Below are 13562 nucleotides of genomic sequence, written 5' to 3' on the forward strand. Positions count from 1 at the left end.
GCTCCCCCCCTTGCGGCCTAGCCCGCGAGGGAGAGCCCGCCGCGGCGGCTGATCTCGGCCTCGACCGATCCGATCAGGCTGTCCAGTGCCGGGTTCCGCGCGCGGCGTGAGCGGCGCACGACATAGGCCAGTTCGGGCGGCGCCGGCAGCCGGTCGCGGAGGATTTCCAGGTCCGGGCGGAGGTGACGGTCGTTCAGGAGCGCGACCCCGAGCCCCGCGGCGACCCCCGCCACGATGCCGGCGGCGCTGGAACATTCGAAGACCGTCTCGAGCTGCGCGCCCCCGTCCTGCCCGATGTCGAGCGCCCAGCGGCGATAGAAGCACTCCTCGTCAAAGGACAGGAACGGGATCGACCCATCAGGGGCGAGCACCAGTTCGGGCGATGTCACCCAATGCAGTTCCTCGCGGAAGAGGACGATGTCGGCCGGCCGCACCTCATGCGCGAACACCTGCAGGATGGCGGCGTCCAGCTCGCCCCGGTCGAGCATGGCGCGCAGCACGAGGCTCATGCGCACCCTGGTGCGGACGCTGACCTGCGGATGAAGGCGGCGGAACCGGCCGAGAATGCGCGAGAGGTCGGAACAGGTGGTGTCCTCGGTCAGCCCGAGCAGGATGCGTCCGGCAAGATCGGTTCGGGTCAGGCTGAGCAGCGCCTCGTCATGCAGGCCGAGGATCCGGCGCGCATAATCCAGCAGATCCTCGCCCGCGGCCGTGAACAGGGGCGCGCCGGGCCGGCGGCTGAGGATACGGCAATCCAGGCTCGTTTCGAGGCGCTTGATCTTGTGGCTCACGGCCGACTGCGTCAGCCCGAGGGCCGCGGCCGCGCGGGTGATCCCCCCGTGCTGGCGGATGGCGCAGAGCGCGCGCAGAGCATCGATGTCAAGGCGGCGGCCGGAGAGGTCTGTCATTGCGATTGCCCATGGTTCACCTCACAACATGAAAGATAGGCAGCCGAGGGACAAGTATGCATGACTATTAGTTGCTCAGAGTAATTGCGGGATCGAAATTTGTCATGTGCCTCCGGTGAGGTTGCGGATTAGGTCGATCGCAGAGATAACCGGAAGGCCTGCCGATGACCGACGCTCCGACGATGCCAGGGCGGCACCCGCTTCTCTGGCCCCTCATGGCCACGGCGCTGGTGATCGGCTGGAGTTCCGGCTTCGTCGGCATCCGCTTCACCAACGAGGAAGCGAGCGTCGTCCTGCTGCTGTTCTGGCGGATGCTGCTGTCGGGACTGATCCTGCTGCCCTTCGCCCTCGTCTTCGGGCCGCGCCTGCGGCTGGGTGCCGTGCTGCCGCAGGTGGGGTTCGGGGTGCTGTCGATGTTCCTCTATCTGGGCGGCTTTGCCCTGGCGATCGAGCAGCGGGTGCCCACCGGCCTCGTCGCGCTGATCTCGGACCTGCTGCCGCTGGCCGTTGTGGCCCTGTCGCAGCCGCTGCTGGGCGAGAGGCTCTCCGGTCGGCAATGGCTGGGCACCGCGATCGCCGTCGCCGGCGTGCTGATCGTGAGCCTTGACAGCCTGAGCGTCGGGACGGCGCCCCTCTGGGCCTACGCGATGACGGTGGGCTCGATGCTGGTCTTCGCGCTGGCCTCGGTGCTGCACAAGGGACGCAGGTCGCTGCACATGCCCGTGCACCAGAGCCTCTGCATCCACACGCTGACGGGGGCCCTGCTCTTCGGTCTCTGCGCGCTGGCTGTGGGTGACGGGTTGCGCCCGCCCATGACGCGCGACTTCGCGATCGGGATGGCGTGGCTGGTGCTGATCGCGACCTTTGCCGCCTACTCGGTCTATTACACGAGCCTGCGCCTCTTCCCCGTCGCCAAGGTCACCGCCGCGATCTACCTCAGCCCTCCGGTCACGATGATCTGGGCCTGGGCGCTGTTTGGCGAACCCCTGACAGGTGCAATGTTCGTGGGCCTGGCCGTGACGCTCGCCGGCGTCTGGATGACGTCGCGAGGGTGACTTGCCCCTCCGCATAGGAGTTCCACCGTCTTCGCCTCAGATCGCGACGAGGACCAGCGCATAGGCCGTGGCGCCGCCGAGAAAGGGCCAGAAGCGGCTCTGCCGGTCCTCGGGCAGTTCCTCCTTCAGCACGTTCAGCATCACCCCGCCGGCAAGGAAGGCAAAGAGCATGCCGATGGCCAGATCCGACAGGCGCGTGATGGCGGCCAGCCCCCAGCCGGCAACCACGGCCGCCGCCATGATCCACCGGCCGATCCGGTCGTAGCGATGCTTGTGATCCTCGCGCAGGCCGAAGTCGCTGGTCACGAAATGGGTCGCCATCGCCGCGGCAAAAAGCAGGAGCGACACGAGCCCCGGCTCCTCGCGATGGACCAGCAGATAGCCGATGAGCATGTTGTAGATCGCGAAGGAGCCGAGGTGGACCCAGAACAGCCGGGCCTCGACCGCATCCTCGCGCCCCTCCGCCCGCGAGCGGCTGCGCGAGGTCTTGGCGAGCCTTTCCAGCCCGTAGAAGGTGGCCAATCCGGCCAGACCCACGAGGAAGACCGAGGTTTCGGCCGCCTCGGCCCGCAATTCCAGCTCGCGCGCGAAGGTGGCCTGATGCGCGCCCAGCTCGGGCAATATGTGCAGGAAGACGTAGGCGACGGCCACGCCCCCCGCCGCCGAGAGCCATATGCTGCGGGGCACATGGCCCAGGGTGTGCAGGCGGCCGATGAAGACATGGATCAGTCCGAGGCCCAGGGCGAGAAGACCGGAAAGCAGGATCATGCAGCTCAACACGCCCTGAGCGCCCCCGTTCCACGAGGAGGTGCCCCGGCGCTGCCCCCCTGAGGGGGTTTCCCTTTCCAAGCCGGTGCATGTCCGTCGGCAGGGCACGGGCGACGCCGGCGCGGAACGAAGCGGCCGCCGTGCGGTTGCAGATCAAAGGGAGACATCGCGACATGAGCACAGGCGCAGGGATCGGCACCGCGGCCGGCGGGCAAACCGGACAGCGGGTGGTGATCCTCGGCGCCGGGTTCGCCGGGCTTCAGGCGGCCAAGGCGCTTGGCCGGCGGGGCATACCGGTCACGGTGATCGACCGGCAGAACCACCATCTGTTCCAGCCGCTGCTCTATCAGGTTGCGACCGCTGCCCTGTCGGCGCCCGACATCGCCGAACCGATCCGCAGCATCCTGCGCCGCTACCCGTCGGTCGAGGTGCTTCTGGGCGACGTGGTCAGGATCGACACCGGTCGCCGGCAGGTGCACTGCGCCCACGGCGCGGTGGTGGCGTATGACTGGCTGATCCTGGCGACGGGGGCCGTCACGGGCTATTTCGGCCACGACGACTGGTCGCGCGTCGCGCCGGGGCTGAAGACGATCGAGGACGCCCGCCGCATCCGCACCCGCGTGCTGATGAGCTTCGAACATGCGGAACGCTGCACCGACCCCGAGGAGCGCGCGCGGTTGATGACCATCGCCGTGATCGGCGGCGGCCCGACAGGGGTCGAGCTGTCGGGGGCGCTGGCGGAACTGGCGCGCTTCACCCTCGTGCGCGACTTTCGCCACATCCGCCCCGATGCGGCGCGCGTGCTTCTGGTCGAGGCCGGGCCGCGGCTACTCGGGCCGTTCCAGGAGGCCTCGGCCGACTACGCCCAGCAGCGGCTGGAGCGGCTCGGCGTCCGGGTCATGACCGGGCGCGGGGTCGAGGCGATCACGGCCGAGAGCCTGACCCTCGAGGGCGAGACGCTGCCGGTGGGTCTGGTGATCTGGGCCGCGGGCGTGACGGCCTCGCCGCTGGCGCGCCAGTTGGGCGAGGTGGAGCGCGGCGGGCGGATCGCGGTGAACGAGCGGCTCGAGGTGGTGGGCCAGAGCCGGGTTCTGGCGATGGGCGATGTCGCCCTCTGCCCCGGCGAGGACGGCCGGCCGCTGCCGGGGCTGGCGCAGGTGGCCAAGCAGCAGGGCCAGCATCTCGGCCGCAGCCTCGGCGCGCATCTGGCGTCGGGCGCGCCGCTGGAGCCCTTCACCTACCGCAGCCGCGGCAACACCTCGATCGTCGGGCGCCATGCCGCCGTCTATGAGACCGACCGCCACCGGCTGAGCGGATGGCCCGCATGGGCGCTCTGGGCGGTGGTGCATGTCTATCTGCTGGTCGGTTTCCAGAACCGGATCGTGGTCTCGTTCCAGTGGCTCTGGCGCTATTTGACCTATCACCGGGGCTCGCGGCTGATTTCGATGAGCGAGATCGGCCCCGAGGAGGCGGCGACGCTGGGCGAACCCACCGCAGCCGAGGAGACGCCGGGCGTGAGGGGCGCCGGATCGCGCCCCTGAGGCGCGGCCCTCAGACCAGCGCCAGCGACAGCGCCGGGATGAAGGTCACGACCAGCAGCGCCAGGACCAGCGCCAGCAGGAAGGGCCAGCCGTCGCGCAGGAACTCTCCCAGCTTCGCGCCGGTGAGGTTTGTCACCAGCAACAGCACGGTGCCCACGGGCGGCGTGAGGGTGCCGATCGACAGGTTCAGGATCAGCACGATCCCGAAATGGACAGGGTCGATCCCCAGTTGCAGCACCACCGGCTTGAGCAGCGGCACGAGGATGATCATCAGCGCGGTCCCCTCGATGAACATGCCCAGGACCAGAAGAAGCGCATTGACCGCCAGCAGGAACAGCCAGGGGTTCGTGGTGAGCGAGGTGATCAGATCGGCCATCGTGATCCCCGCGCGCTCCATCGAGAAGATCCAGGCCAGCGCCGAGGAGGTCATGATGACAAGCAGGACCGCCGACGTCTGACGCGCCGTCTCGGCGAAGGCCGAGGCCACGTCGGCGAGCTTCATCTCGCGGTAGAGGAAGAACCCGATGCCGAGCGTGACGATGGTCGCGATGGCGCCCGCCTCGGTGGGGGTGAAGATCGACAGGCGGATGCCGCCCACGATCACCACGATGAGAAAAAGCGCGGGCCAGGCGCCGAGCAGCGTCTGCCGAGTCTCGCGCGCGGTGGGCCAGCTGTCGCGCGACGGGCGCAGGCCCTTCGAGCGGGCGTTGAGCCAGACCGCGGTCAGCAGCAGCAGCGCGCAAAGGAGACCCGGCAGGATGCCCGCGGTGAACATGGCGCCGATCGAGACATCGGCCACCAAAGCATAGATGATCAGCGCGATCCCCGGCGGGATGATCGGGGTGATCAGCGAGCCGCAGGCGGTGATGGCGGCCGCCGCCCCCGCGCTGTAGCCCTGCCTGCGCATCTCGGGCACGAGGATGCGGCACATCATGGCGGCGTCGGCGAGGTTCGAGGCCGAGATGCCGCCCATCAGCGTCGAGAGCATGACGTTCGTATGGCCCAGCCCGCCGGTCAGCCGGCCCACCATCAGGTCGGCGAGCTTCAGCAGCCGCGCCGCGATTCCCGTCGTGCCGAGCAGCGTGCCCAGCAGCACGAAGAACGGAATGGCCAGGAGCGAGGTGTTCTGTGTCGGCGAGATGATGCGCTGCACCGCGATGGGCAGCGGGATCGTCGAGAAGAACACGAAATAGGCGACCACTGCCGCGAACATGGCGAGATAGATGCGCATGTTCAGCGCAAAGAGCGCGAACATCAGCGCGATGACGATGAACCAGGTCATTCTCTGTATCCGGGCAGGAGGTCAGTAAAGGGAGCGGTCGCGCGCGGGCTGCGCCTCGGCCTCGGGCCGGACCAGCCGCCAGGCGGTCACGAAGGCTGTGCCTGCAGCCCCCACCACCACGGCAAGGTCGAGCCAGAACCAGGACACGCCCAGGATCTGCGTCTTCTTGAAGGCGGTTGTCTGGCCCAGGGCCCAGGCCTGCCAGGCCATGAAGACCAGAAGCCCGACCGAGGCCAGCCCGACCGCCATCGACAGCAGGCGGCGCATCCGGCGCGAGAGCAGGCCCTCGATCAGGTCGATGGTCAGGTGCTGCCGGTTCGCCTCGCAGGCGATGGCGCCGACCATCACGATCCAGATCATCAGGAGGCCCGAGACCTCCTCGGTCCAGGCGATCGGCATGCCGAGGATGTAGCGCGCGAAGACCGCGACCGCGGTCATGATGACGAGGACGGCCACGCTCAGCGCCCCGAAGGCGGAGGCGGCCAGGAAGATCAGTCGCATGGGGAGACTCCGCTCGGGTCGGGAAAGGCAGACCGGCCGCGTGGGGAGGACACGCGGCCGGCTGCGAGCATCACTGGGCGAGAGCCGCCTGGATCTGCTCGTATAGCCCCTCGGACCATTCCGGGAACATGGTGTAGAAGGCCTTGGTCTTTTCGCGGAAGGCCTCGACGTCGGGCTCGGTCACCGTCACGCCGGCGGCCTTCATCGCCTCGATCATCTTGCCCTCTTCCTGCGCCGCCAGCTCCTGGCTGTAGAGGCCGGCCTGATGGCCCGTCTCATGCAGCATGGTCACCACCTCGGGGTCGAGGGTCGAGAAATAGGCCTCGCCGCCCAGCCAGAGCGAGGTGTTGGTCAGGTAGCTGATCATCGACAGCTCCTTGGCCTGCTCGTGGAACTTGCCGCCATAGAGCACCGGCAGCGGGTTCTCGACGCCGTCGATGACGCCCTGGGTCAGCGCCGGATAGACATCGCCCAGCGGCATCGGCGTCGGCGTGGCGCCCATCAGTTCGAGCGCCTTGATCTGCATGATGTTGTTGGGCACGCGGACCTTCATCCCGGCCAGATCGTCCGGCGTCTCGACCTTCTTCTTCGCCAGAAGCTGCCGGGTGCCGTAGAGGTAGTTCGAGATGACGATATGCACGCCCTTCTCGCGCAGCGCGGCTTCCTTCTCCTTGAACCAGTCGCTCTCGTAGATCTTGAAGAGCTGCTCGGGGCTGTCGGTCAGGTAGGGCCCGAAGAGGATGCCGAGATCGGGATCATAGTCGGTCAGGAATCCCACGTCGGCGATCGTGATGACGTTGACGCCCAGCAGGCCCTGCTCGATCACGTCCTGCTTGGCGCCCAGCTGCGACGAGGGATAGAGCTCGAGCGCCACGTTGCCGTCCGAGGCTTCGGCCACCAGCTCGGCCCAGCGGTTCATCACGAGGTCGGTCGGCTCGCCGGGATTGTTCTCGTAGGCCACGCGCACCACCACTTCCTGCGCTGCGGCAGGCAGAACGGCGGCGGCGCCGAGCAGCGCGGCAAGCGTGAGGGATTTCAATGTCATGGGGTCTCCTCCCGTGGGTCTGGTTCAGCGTGTCCGAGCCCCTCGATCCGCGCGCAGGCGGAGGCGAGGACGGCGCCGGAATGGTCGAAATGGGCGTTCAGCGCGGCCATGAGCCCGGCTCGGTCGCGCGCCCTGAGGGCCTCGATGATGCGCATGTGCTGCGCGTTCGATTCCTCGGTCTCGGGCGAGCGTGACTTGCCCACCTCGAGATAGAACTTCAGCGGCACCGACAGCACCCGATACATGCGGATCAGCACGCTGTTGCCGGTGGCCTCGATCATGGCCATGTGGAAGTCGTAATCGTGCGCCGCTGCGTCCGACACGGTGAGCGCGCGCACCATGCGCGCGTTGGCGTCCGCCATCCGCGCCAGCGTGGCCTCGGAGGCCCCTTGCACGGCCAGGGGTGCCGCGCCCGTCTCGACGATGCGGCGAAAGTTCAGCACGTCGGCGAGCGTCTTGGGCGAATGGTCGAAATACTGCGCGAAGATCGAGAAGATCGGATCGAAGTCCGGCTGGCGCACGCGGGCGCCACGGCGGGTCTTCTCGATCAGCCCGAACGCCTCGAGATGGATCATCGTCTCGCGCACCGTGTTGCGCGCCACGCCGAAGCGTTCCGCCAGTTCGCGCTCGTTGGGCAGAAGGTCTCCCACCTGCATCCGCTCGACGATCTCCCGCCGGAGCATGTCGCGGATGTCCTCCACCGCCGACTGTCCTGCCATGGCCTCCCCTCCGATGGCTCTTGGTCCTATGGTTGGACCAAACTTGCCTCTCGATGGCGCAGGATGGGTCCGTCTGTCAACCTCTAATTCTCGGAATGACGCAGGGTCGGGGCGGCCGCGCCCGGTGCGGGCGCGGCCGCCGGGCCTCAGTCGGACGCGGGCAGCGCGTAGGCGATCACTTCGTCGCTGATGGGCGTTTCCATGAAATGATGGCCGCCGGGATAGATCACCACGAACTGCCGCCCCCCCACCTCGTAGGTGATGGGCGTGGTCTGCCCGCCGCCGGGCAAGGCGTCCTGCCAGAGGGTCTCGCCCGTCTCGAGGTCGATGGCGCGGATGAGATCGTCGGTGGCGGCGGCGATGAAGATCAGCCCGCCGGCGGTCACGATCGGGCCGCCGTTGTTCGGTGTGCCGATCTTCATCGGCAGCATGCTCGGGATGCCGAAGGGCCCGTTGCGGCGGGCGGTCCCCAGAGGCTCGTCCCAGACGGTCTCTCCGGTTGCCAGGTCGATCGCGCGGATGCCGCCATAGGGCGGCTCCTTGCAGAGCAGCCCCGTCAGGCCCACGCGCCACCCCGCGTTGACCGAGATCGCGTAGGGCGAGCCCAGCTGCGGATCGGCGTCCGGCCCCCCTTCGGGCTGATAGTCCGGCTCGAAGATCGCCCGCGCGCCCATCTCGTCGGCCTCGTCCCGCGGGATCAGGCGGTTGTAGTTCGGCATGTCGTTGTAGTTCGCGATCAGGAGCCCCCGCTCGACATCCACCGCCATCGAGCCCCAGTCCTGCCCGCCGTTGTAGCCGGGATACTGGATCCAGCGCCGGTCGGCTGTCGGCGGCGTATAGACCCCGCTGTAATGCGCCCGGCGGAACTGGATGCGGCACCAGAGCTGGTCGAGCGGGGTCATGCCCCACATGTGCCGTTCCTCGAGGTCGGGCATCAGCAGGCTGTGGTAGCCGGAGAACGGCTGGACGGGCGACAGGTAATCCTGTTCGACACCCAGATCGGTCGGCACCTCGCGCTCTTCGAACGGCACCAGCGGCTCGCCGGTGGCGCGGTCCAGCACGAACATGTCGCCCTGCTTCGAAGACAGGATCAGGGCCGGACGCGGGCCGTCCGCGGTCGGAAAGTCCACGAGGCTCGGCTGCGACCCGAGGTCATAGTCCCACACGTCGTTATAGACCGTGCGGAAGTGCCAGACATCGTCGCCCGTGAGCGCATCCACCGCCACCAGCGCGGTCGCATATTCGTTTTCCGCCTCGCTGCGGTTGCTGCCGTAGTAGTCCACCGCCGAATTGCCCATCGGCAGATAGACAAGGCCCAGCTCTTCGTCGGCTGTGGCGATGGTCCACATGTTGGGCGTGCCGCGGGTATAGACCTCGCCCTCGGCCGGGGCGCCGCGGTTGGAGGGATTGCCCAGATCCCAGGCCCATGCCAGCTCACCCGTCACCGCATCATAGCCGCGCACCACGCCCGAAGGGCTGTTCTCGGCCTGCCCGTCCTTGACCTGCGCGCCCATCACCGCCACGCCGCGCACGATCGTGGGGGGCGAGGTGACGGAGTACCATCCCGGCACCGTATCGCCGAGGCCTTCCTCCAGATTGACCTCGCCGTTCAGGCCGAAGTCCGGGCAGGGCTGGCCCAGCTGCGCATCGACCGCGATCAGCCTCGCATCGAGCGTCCCCCACAGGATGCGCCGGGCGCAGGCCTCGTCGGCCGCCGCGCCGGGCACCTCGTAGTAGGCCACGCCGCGGCAGGTCGCCCCGTAGGGGATGGCATCGTCCGACACCCCCGGATCGAACCGCCATTCCTCGAGCCCCGTCGCGGCGTCAACCGCCACGATCCGCCCCATCGGCGTGCAGATATAGAGATCGTCCCCCACCTTGAGCGGCGTGTTCTCGGGCGAGTAGCGGCCGCGGGCCGCCTCCGAGGGAAGATCGCCGGTGCGGAAGCTCCAGACCCGCTCCAGATCGCCCACGTTCGACGTGTCGATCTGGTCGAGCGGCGAGTAGCGCGTGGCCTCGGTCGTGCCGCCATAGGCGGGCCAGTCCTCGCCGGTCTGCAGCACGGGCGCCGCCGCCCGTTCCGCATCGGCCCCGAGGGCCGCGGGGGCTTCCTCCGCCGTGTTGACCGCGTCGGGTTCCTCGGTCGGCGCGGGACCGGGCCCCGCCGTGGAGGCGTCGCCTCCGGCAGGCGCCGGCGTTTCGGGGGCCGTCGTGTCCGGTGGCGCCTCGGCCGGCGCCGGCGTTTCGCCCGGAGGGGCCGCCTCCTGTGCAATCCCGTCGCGCGGGCCGCCCGCGAGCAGGAGCCCGCCGCCGAGGCCGATCGCCAGCGCGCCCGCCACGGTGCGGCGCGCAGACGCCCCGCGCGATCCACGGCGCAGGACCGGGATCGAGAGCAGCACCAGAAGCAGGATCAGCGTCGGCGCCACCAGCCTCGGCACCTGCGGCCAGAGGTTCAGCCCGGCCTCCCACAAGGCCCAGACGACGGTTCCGGCATAGACGACGAGATAGACCCACACCGCCGCCATCGACTGCCGGAACAGCAGCCACCCCGTCACCAGCAGCCCCAGCCCGGCGGGCAGGTAATACCACGACCCGCCCAATGCCAAAAGCCACCCGCCGCCCGCGGCGATCAGGAGGCCGAAGATCACGATGACGGCGGCCAGCACCATCACCATCCAGAAGCCTGCTCCCCGGTCTTGCACAGTAGCCATGAACCTTTCCTCCGCAGCGATACCTCCGGGGCAACCTGACCGGCTGGCGTGTGTTCCGGCACCCAGCCCCTTTTCCGGCCCTTGAGATAACGAGCGCACGCATGGCGCATCTTCACGATGGTTGCGCGCTGCGTCTCTGGCTGCGAGTGTTGCGGTGAATTGGAAAGGGTATTCATGGATCTCGACGAGCTTTACCGCCTGCTGCGCATTTCGCATGTGCAGGCGCAGGGGATCGTGGACACGGTCCGCGATCCGCTGCTGGTGCTGGCCGGCGATCTCACCGTCATCAGCGCCAACCCCGCCTTCTACCGGACCTTTGCGACCGACCGCGACAGCACCATCGGCGTGCCGCTCTACGAGCTTGGCAATGGCCAGTGGAACATCGACGAGTTGCGCCTCCTGCTGGAGCGGGTGATCCCGCACAGCGCCTCGGTCTTCGACTACGAGGTGCTGGCCAGGTTCCCGGATGTGGGCCGCCGCACAATGCTGATCAGCGCGCAACGCCTCATCCACCCCGACAATGGTCAGCGGGTTCTGCTGGTGACCATCGTGGACGAGACGACCCGGCGCCGGAAGGAGGAAGAGAAGAAGAACATCCTCATCGGCGAGCTTGATCACCGGATCAAGAACCTCCTGTCGGTGACGCAGGCGCTGGCGCGGCAGACCGGGACCGCGGGCCGCACCGCCGAGGAATATCGCGACGCCTTCCTCGGGCGTTTCGAGGCGCTCGCCCGGGCGCTCGACGTTTCCTCTCGCGCGATCGCCGCCCGGCTTCCCGATCTCGTCCGATCGGTGATGGAGCCCTACCTGGCCGAGGGAACGCACGTGTCGGTGGCCGAGGCGCCCTCGGTCGAGCTGCGGCCCGCCTACGCCATGTCGCTGGGGATGATCCTGCACGAGCTGGCCACGAACGCGGCCAAGTACGGCGCCCTGTCGGTGCCGGAGGGGCGCGTCTGCATCGACTGGGAACTGGGAACGGATGACGATGGCGGCCCCGACATCCGCCTGCGCTGGCAGGAGCGCGGCGGTCCCCGCCCCTCGCCACCCGAATCGGTGGGTTTCGGCACCCGGATGATCCGGTTTGCAGCCGAATTCGAACTGGGCGGCACTGTGGAACTTGATTACGCCTCCGAGGGTTTCGTGGCTCTCCTGAGCTTCCCCCGCCCGCGATCCTGACCGGAGTTGACGATGACGAACGGGACGACCCAACCCATCCCGAGAGAGGGTCTTCTTGTCCTGATCGTCGAAGATGAATTCCTGATCGCGTTCGACATGCAGATGATGCTGGAGGAGGCCGGCCATTCGGTCATGGGCCCCGTGGGCACCGTCACCGAGGCGCTGCGTCTTCTCGAGGACCACCGGCCCGATGCGGCGACGCTCGATCTGAACCTGCGCGGGCAGCGGGTCGTGCCGGTGGCCCAGCGGCTGCAGAGCCTGAGCATTCCCTTCGTGCTCGCCTCGGCCTACATGACCCGCGATTACGACGACGGCGGCGTTTTCCACGACGCCGAGAACATCGGCAAGCCGATCCAGAAGCGCCGCCTGCTCGAGGCCCTGCAGCGTGTGACAGGCACCGCCTGAAGCGCGTCAGGCGGCGGTAGCGCGGCCCTCCGAGACCCATGCGCGGGCCTCGTCCAGCGCCTCGATCGGGACGGTGCGCGCCTCGACCGGAATGATCCCGTCGGCCAGATTGATCAGCGCCCCGGCCCAGACCGGGGGCGCCACCACGGCGTAGCGGCGCACCTTGCCCCAGGACATCAGGCCCGCCCGCAACCCTTCCAGATCAAGCGCGGCCGCGGGCGTGAAGCCGGTGAACCCGGGCAGAAGGATCAGCATGTCCACCGTGTCGAACCGCTCGAAGGCCGCCAGCACGCGTTCGGCCATGCGGCGGATCTCGGGTTGTCCCACATGGCCGCCCAGTTCGAAGACAAGGGTCGTGGGACGGTCGCCCGGCGGCTGCCTGAGCCAGCCCTCACGGTTGCGGCTGCGGGCCAGCCAGACCAGGGTGGCCGCGGCAAGGCCGCCGATCAGCAGGACGGGAAGACGAGAACGCGCCATGGCGGGGGCTCCGGTTGCGGGATGAAGATGAACGCCCGAGGAGGACCGACGGTTTCCCGCCGAGGACGGCCGCAGCCGGAACATGCGGGCGGGCGCGCGGTTCCTACATGCCGCATCGGGCCAAGATCCGCCGCGGTCTGTCGCTGTGCGCACGGCCGGGCCGTGGCGGACGCAGCCCCATCAAGGAGACTTGCCATGGCCCTCGCCGTCATCACCGGTGCCGCAACCGGCATCGGCCTCGAGCTTGCCCGCCTCTGCGCGGCCGACGGGCATCGGCTGGTGCTGATCGACCGCGACCCCCGTCTCGCCGCCGTGGCCGACGCGCTGTCGGCCGAGGCCCTGCCCTTCGATCTCGCGACGCTCGAAGGCATTGACGCGGTCTGCGCGCATCTTGAACGCGAGCCGGTCGAGCTTCTGTTCCTGAATGCCGGCCGAGGTCTCGGCCATGCCTTCCTGGACCAGTCCGAGGACGAGATCCTCGATGTGCTCGACACGAACGTGATCGGCACGGCCCTGCTGGCACGGCGTCTCGGGCCGGGGATGGTCGCGCGCGGAACGGGGCGGATCCTCTTCACCGGGTCGATCGCGGGGACGATGCCCGGCACTTTCCAGGCGGTGTACAACGCCACCAAGTCCTTCGTGAACTCGCTCGCCGTGGCCATGGCGCACGAGTTGCGCGACAGCGGCGTGACCGTGACCTGCCTGATGCCGGGCCCCACCGACACCGCCTTCTTCGAGCGCGCGGGGCTTCTGGACACCAAAGTCGGCCAGGCGGACAAGGATGATCCGGCCGAAGTGGCCAAGGCGGGGTATGACGCGATGCTGAAGGGGCGCGAGCAGGTCACGCCGGGTCTGGCCAACAAGATCCAGAGCACGGCGGCCGAGATCCTGCCCGCAGGTGTCGGCGCCGAGATGCACCGCAAGATGGCCGAACCACGGGAGTGACCTGGTTCCATCCGGCCAAGGGCGCGGGC

The 13562-nt window shown here is 68.6% G+C and carries 13 protein-coding genes; 5 read left to right on the forward strand and 8 right to left on the reverse strand.

What is annotated here, in order from left to right; translation table 11 throughout:
• Nucleotides 1–17: 17 nt before the first annotated feature.
• Nucleotides 18–908, reverse strand: coding sequence for a LysR family transcriptional regulator (locus LV780_RS19075; RefSeq protein ID WP_108220610.1), 891 nt, complete (start codon nt 906–908; stop codon nt 18–20).
• 164 nt (nt 909–1072) lie between these two features.
• Here LV780_RS19075 and LV780_RS19080 point away from each other — a divergent pair, with 164 nt between their 5' ends.
• Nucleotides 1073–1963 carry a DMT family transporter gene (locus LV780_RS19080; RefSeq protein ID WP_011910285.1) on the forward strand — a complete coding sequence of 297 codons (891 nt, stop codon included), beginning with the start codon at nt 1073–1075 and terminating at the stop codon, nt 1961–1963.
• Between the two features lie 36 nt (nt 1964–1999).
• On the opposite strand, the gene LV780_RS19085 is transcribed toward LV780_RS19080, so the two are convergent.
• The gene (locus LV780_RS19085; RefSeq protein WP_080517468.1) at nt 2000–2731 is read right to left on the reverse strand and encodes a hypothetical protein; all 732 of its coding nucleotides are present in this window, start codon (nt 2729–2731) and stop codon (nt 2000–2002) included.
• Between the two features lie 173 nt (nt 2732–2904).
• Between LV780_RS19085 and LV780_RS19090 the strand changes: the two genes are divergently transcribed.
• Nucleotides 2905–4272 (forward strand): NAD(P)/FAD-dependent oxidoreductase, encoded by a 1368-nt coding sequence (locus LV780_RS19090; RefSeq protein WP_108220611.1) that lies wholly within the window; start codon nt 2905–2907, stop codon nt 4270–4272.
• Between the two features lie 10 nt (nt 4273–4282).
• Here the strand turns inward: LV780_RS19090 and LV780_RS19095 are convergent, their stop codons facing one another.
• The 5 genes from LV780_RS19095 to LV780_RS19115 all read right to left on the reverse strand — a co-directional run bounded on the left by LV780_RS19095 (nt 4283) and on the right by LV780_RS19115 (nt 10530).
• Nucleotides 4283–5554 carry a TRAP transporter large permease gene (locus LV780_RS19095; RefSeq protein ID WP_101340482.1) on the reverse strand — a complete coding sequence of 424 codons (1272 nt, stop codon included), beginning with the start codon at nt 5552–5554 and terminating at the stop codon, nt 4283–4285.
• 21 nt (nt 5555–5575) lie between these two features.
• Nucleotides 5576–6055 (reverse strand): TRAP transporter small permease, encoded by a 480-nt coding sequence (locus LV780_RS19100; protein WP_108220612.1) that lies wholly within the window; start codon nt 6053–6055, stop codon nt 5576–5578.
• Between the two features lie 70 nt (nt 6056–6125).
• Nucleotides 6126–7100 (reverse strand): C4-dicarboxylate TRAP transporter substrate-binding protein, encoded by a 975-nt coding sequence (locus tag LV780_RS19105; protein ID WP_011910280.1) that lies wholly within the window; start codon nt 7098–7100, stop codon nt 6126–6128.
• The gene (locus LV780_RS19110) at nt 7097–7819 is read right to left on the reverse strand and encodes a FadR/GntR family transcriptional regulator (RefSeq protein WP_011910279.1); all 723 of its coding nucleotides are present in this window, start codon (nt 7817–7819) and stop codon (nt 7097–7099) included. The genes LV780_RS19105 and LV780_RS19110 overlap by 4 nt, the downstream gene beginning before the upstream one ends.
• 146 nt (nt 7820–7965) lie before the next feature.
• Nucleotides 7966–10530: an outer membrane protein assembly factor BamB family protein gene (locus LV780_RS19115; RefSeq protein WP_108220613.1), complete on the reverse strand. Its 2565-nt coding sequence runs from the start codon at nt 10528–10530 to the stop codon at nt 7966–7968.
• 174 nt (nt 10531–10704) lie between these two features.
• On the opposite strand from LV780_RS19115, the gene LV780_RS19120 reads away from it, so the two are divergent.
• Together LV780_RS19120 and LV780_RS19125 are read left to right on the forward strand one after the other, a co-directional pair.
• Nucleotides 10705–11706, forward strand: a complete 1002-nt coding sequence (locus LV780_RS19120; RefSeq protein ID WP_011910277.1) for an HWE histidine kinase domain-containing protein — start codon at nt 10705–10707, stop codon at nt 11704–11706.
• A 12-nt stretch (nt 11707–11718) separates the two neighbouring features.
• Nucleotides 11719–12111 carry a response regulator gene (locus LV780_RS19125; protein ID WP_108220614.1) on the forward strand — a complete coding sequence of 131 codons (393 nt, stop codon included), beginning with the start codon at nt 11719–11721 and terminating at the stop codon, nt 12109–12111.
• Nucleotides 12112–12117: 6 nt separating this feature from the next.
• Here the strand turns inward: LV780_RS19125 and LV780_RS19130 are convergent, their stop codons facing one another.
• Nucleotides 12118–12588 carry a SpoIIAA family protein gene (locus LV780_RS19130; protein WP_233864094.1) on the reverse strand — a complete coding sequence of 157 codons (471 nt, stop codon included), beginning with the start codon at nt 12586–12588 and terminating at the stop codon, nt 12118–12120.
• A 195-nt stretch (nt 12589–12783) separates the two neighbouring features.
• On the opposite strand from LV780_RS19130, the gene LV780_RS19135 reads away from it, so the two are divergent.
• Nucleotides 12784–13533: an SDR family NAD(P)-dependent oxidoreductase gene (locus LV780_RS19135; RefSeq protein WP_011910274.1), complete on the forward strand. Its 750-nt coding sequence runs from the start codon at nt 12784–12786 to the stop codon at nt 13531–13533.
• Nucleotides 13534–13562 lie beyond the last annotated feature (29 nt).

The organism is Cereibacter azotoformans (genome assembly GCF_021391315.1).
GTDB classification, from domain to species: Bacteria; Pseudomonadota; Alphaproteobacteria; order Rhodobacterales; family Rhodobacteraceae; genus Cereibacter_A; species Cereibacter_A azotoformans.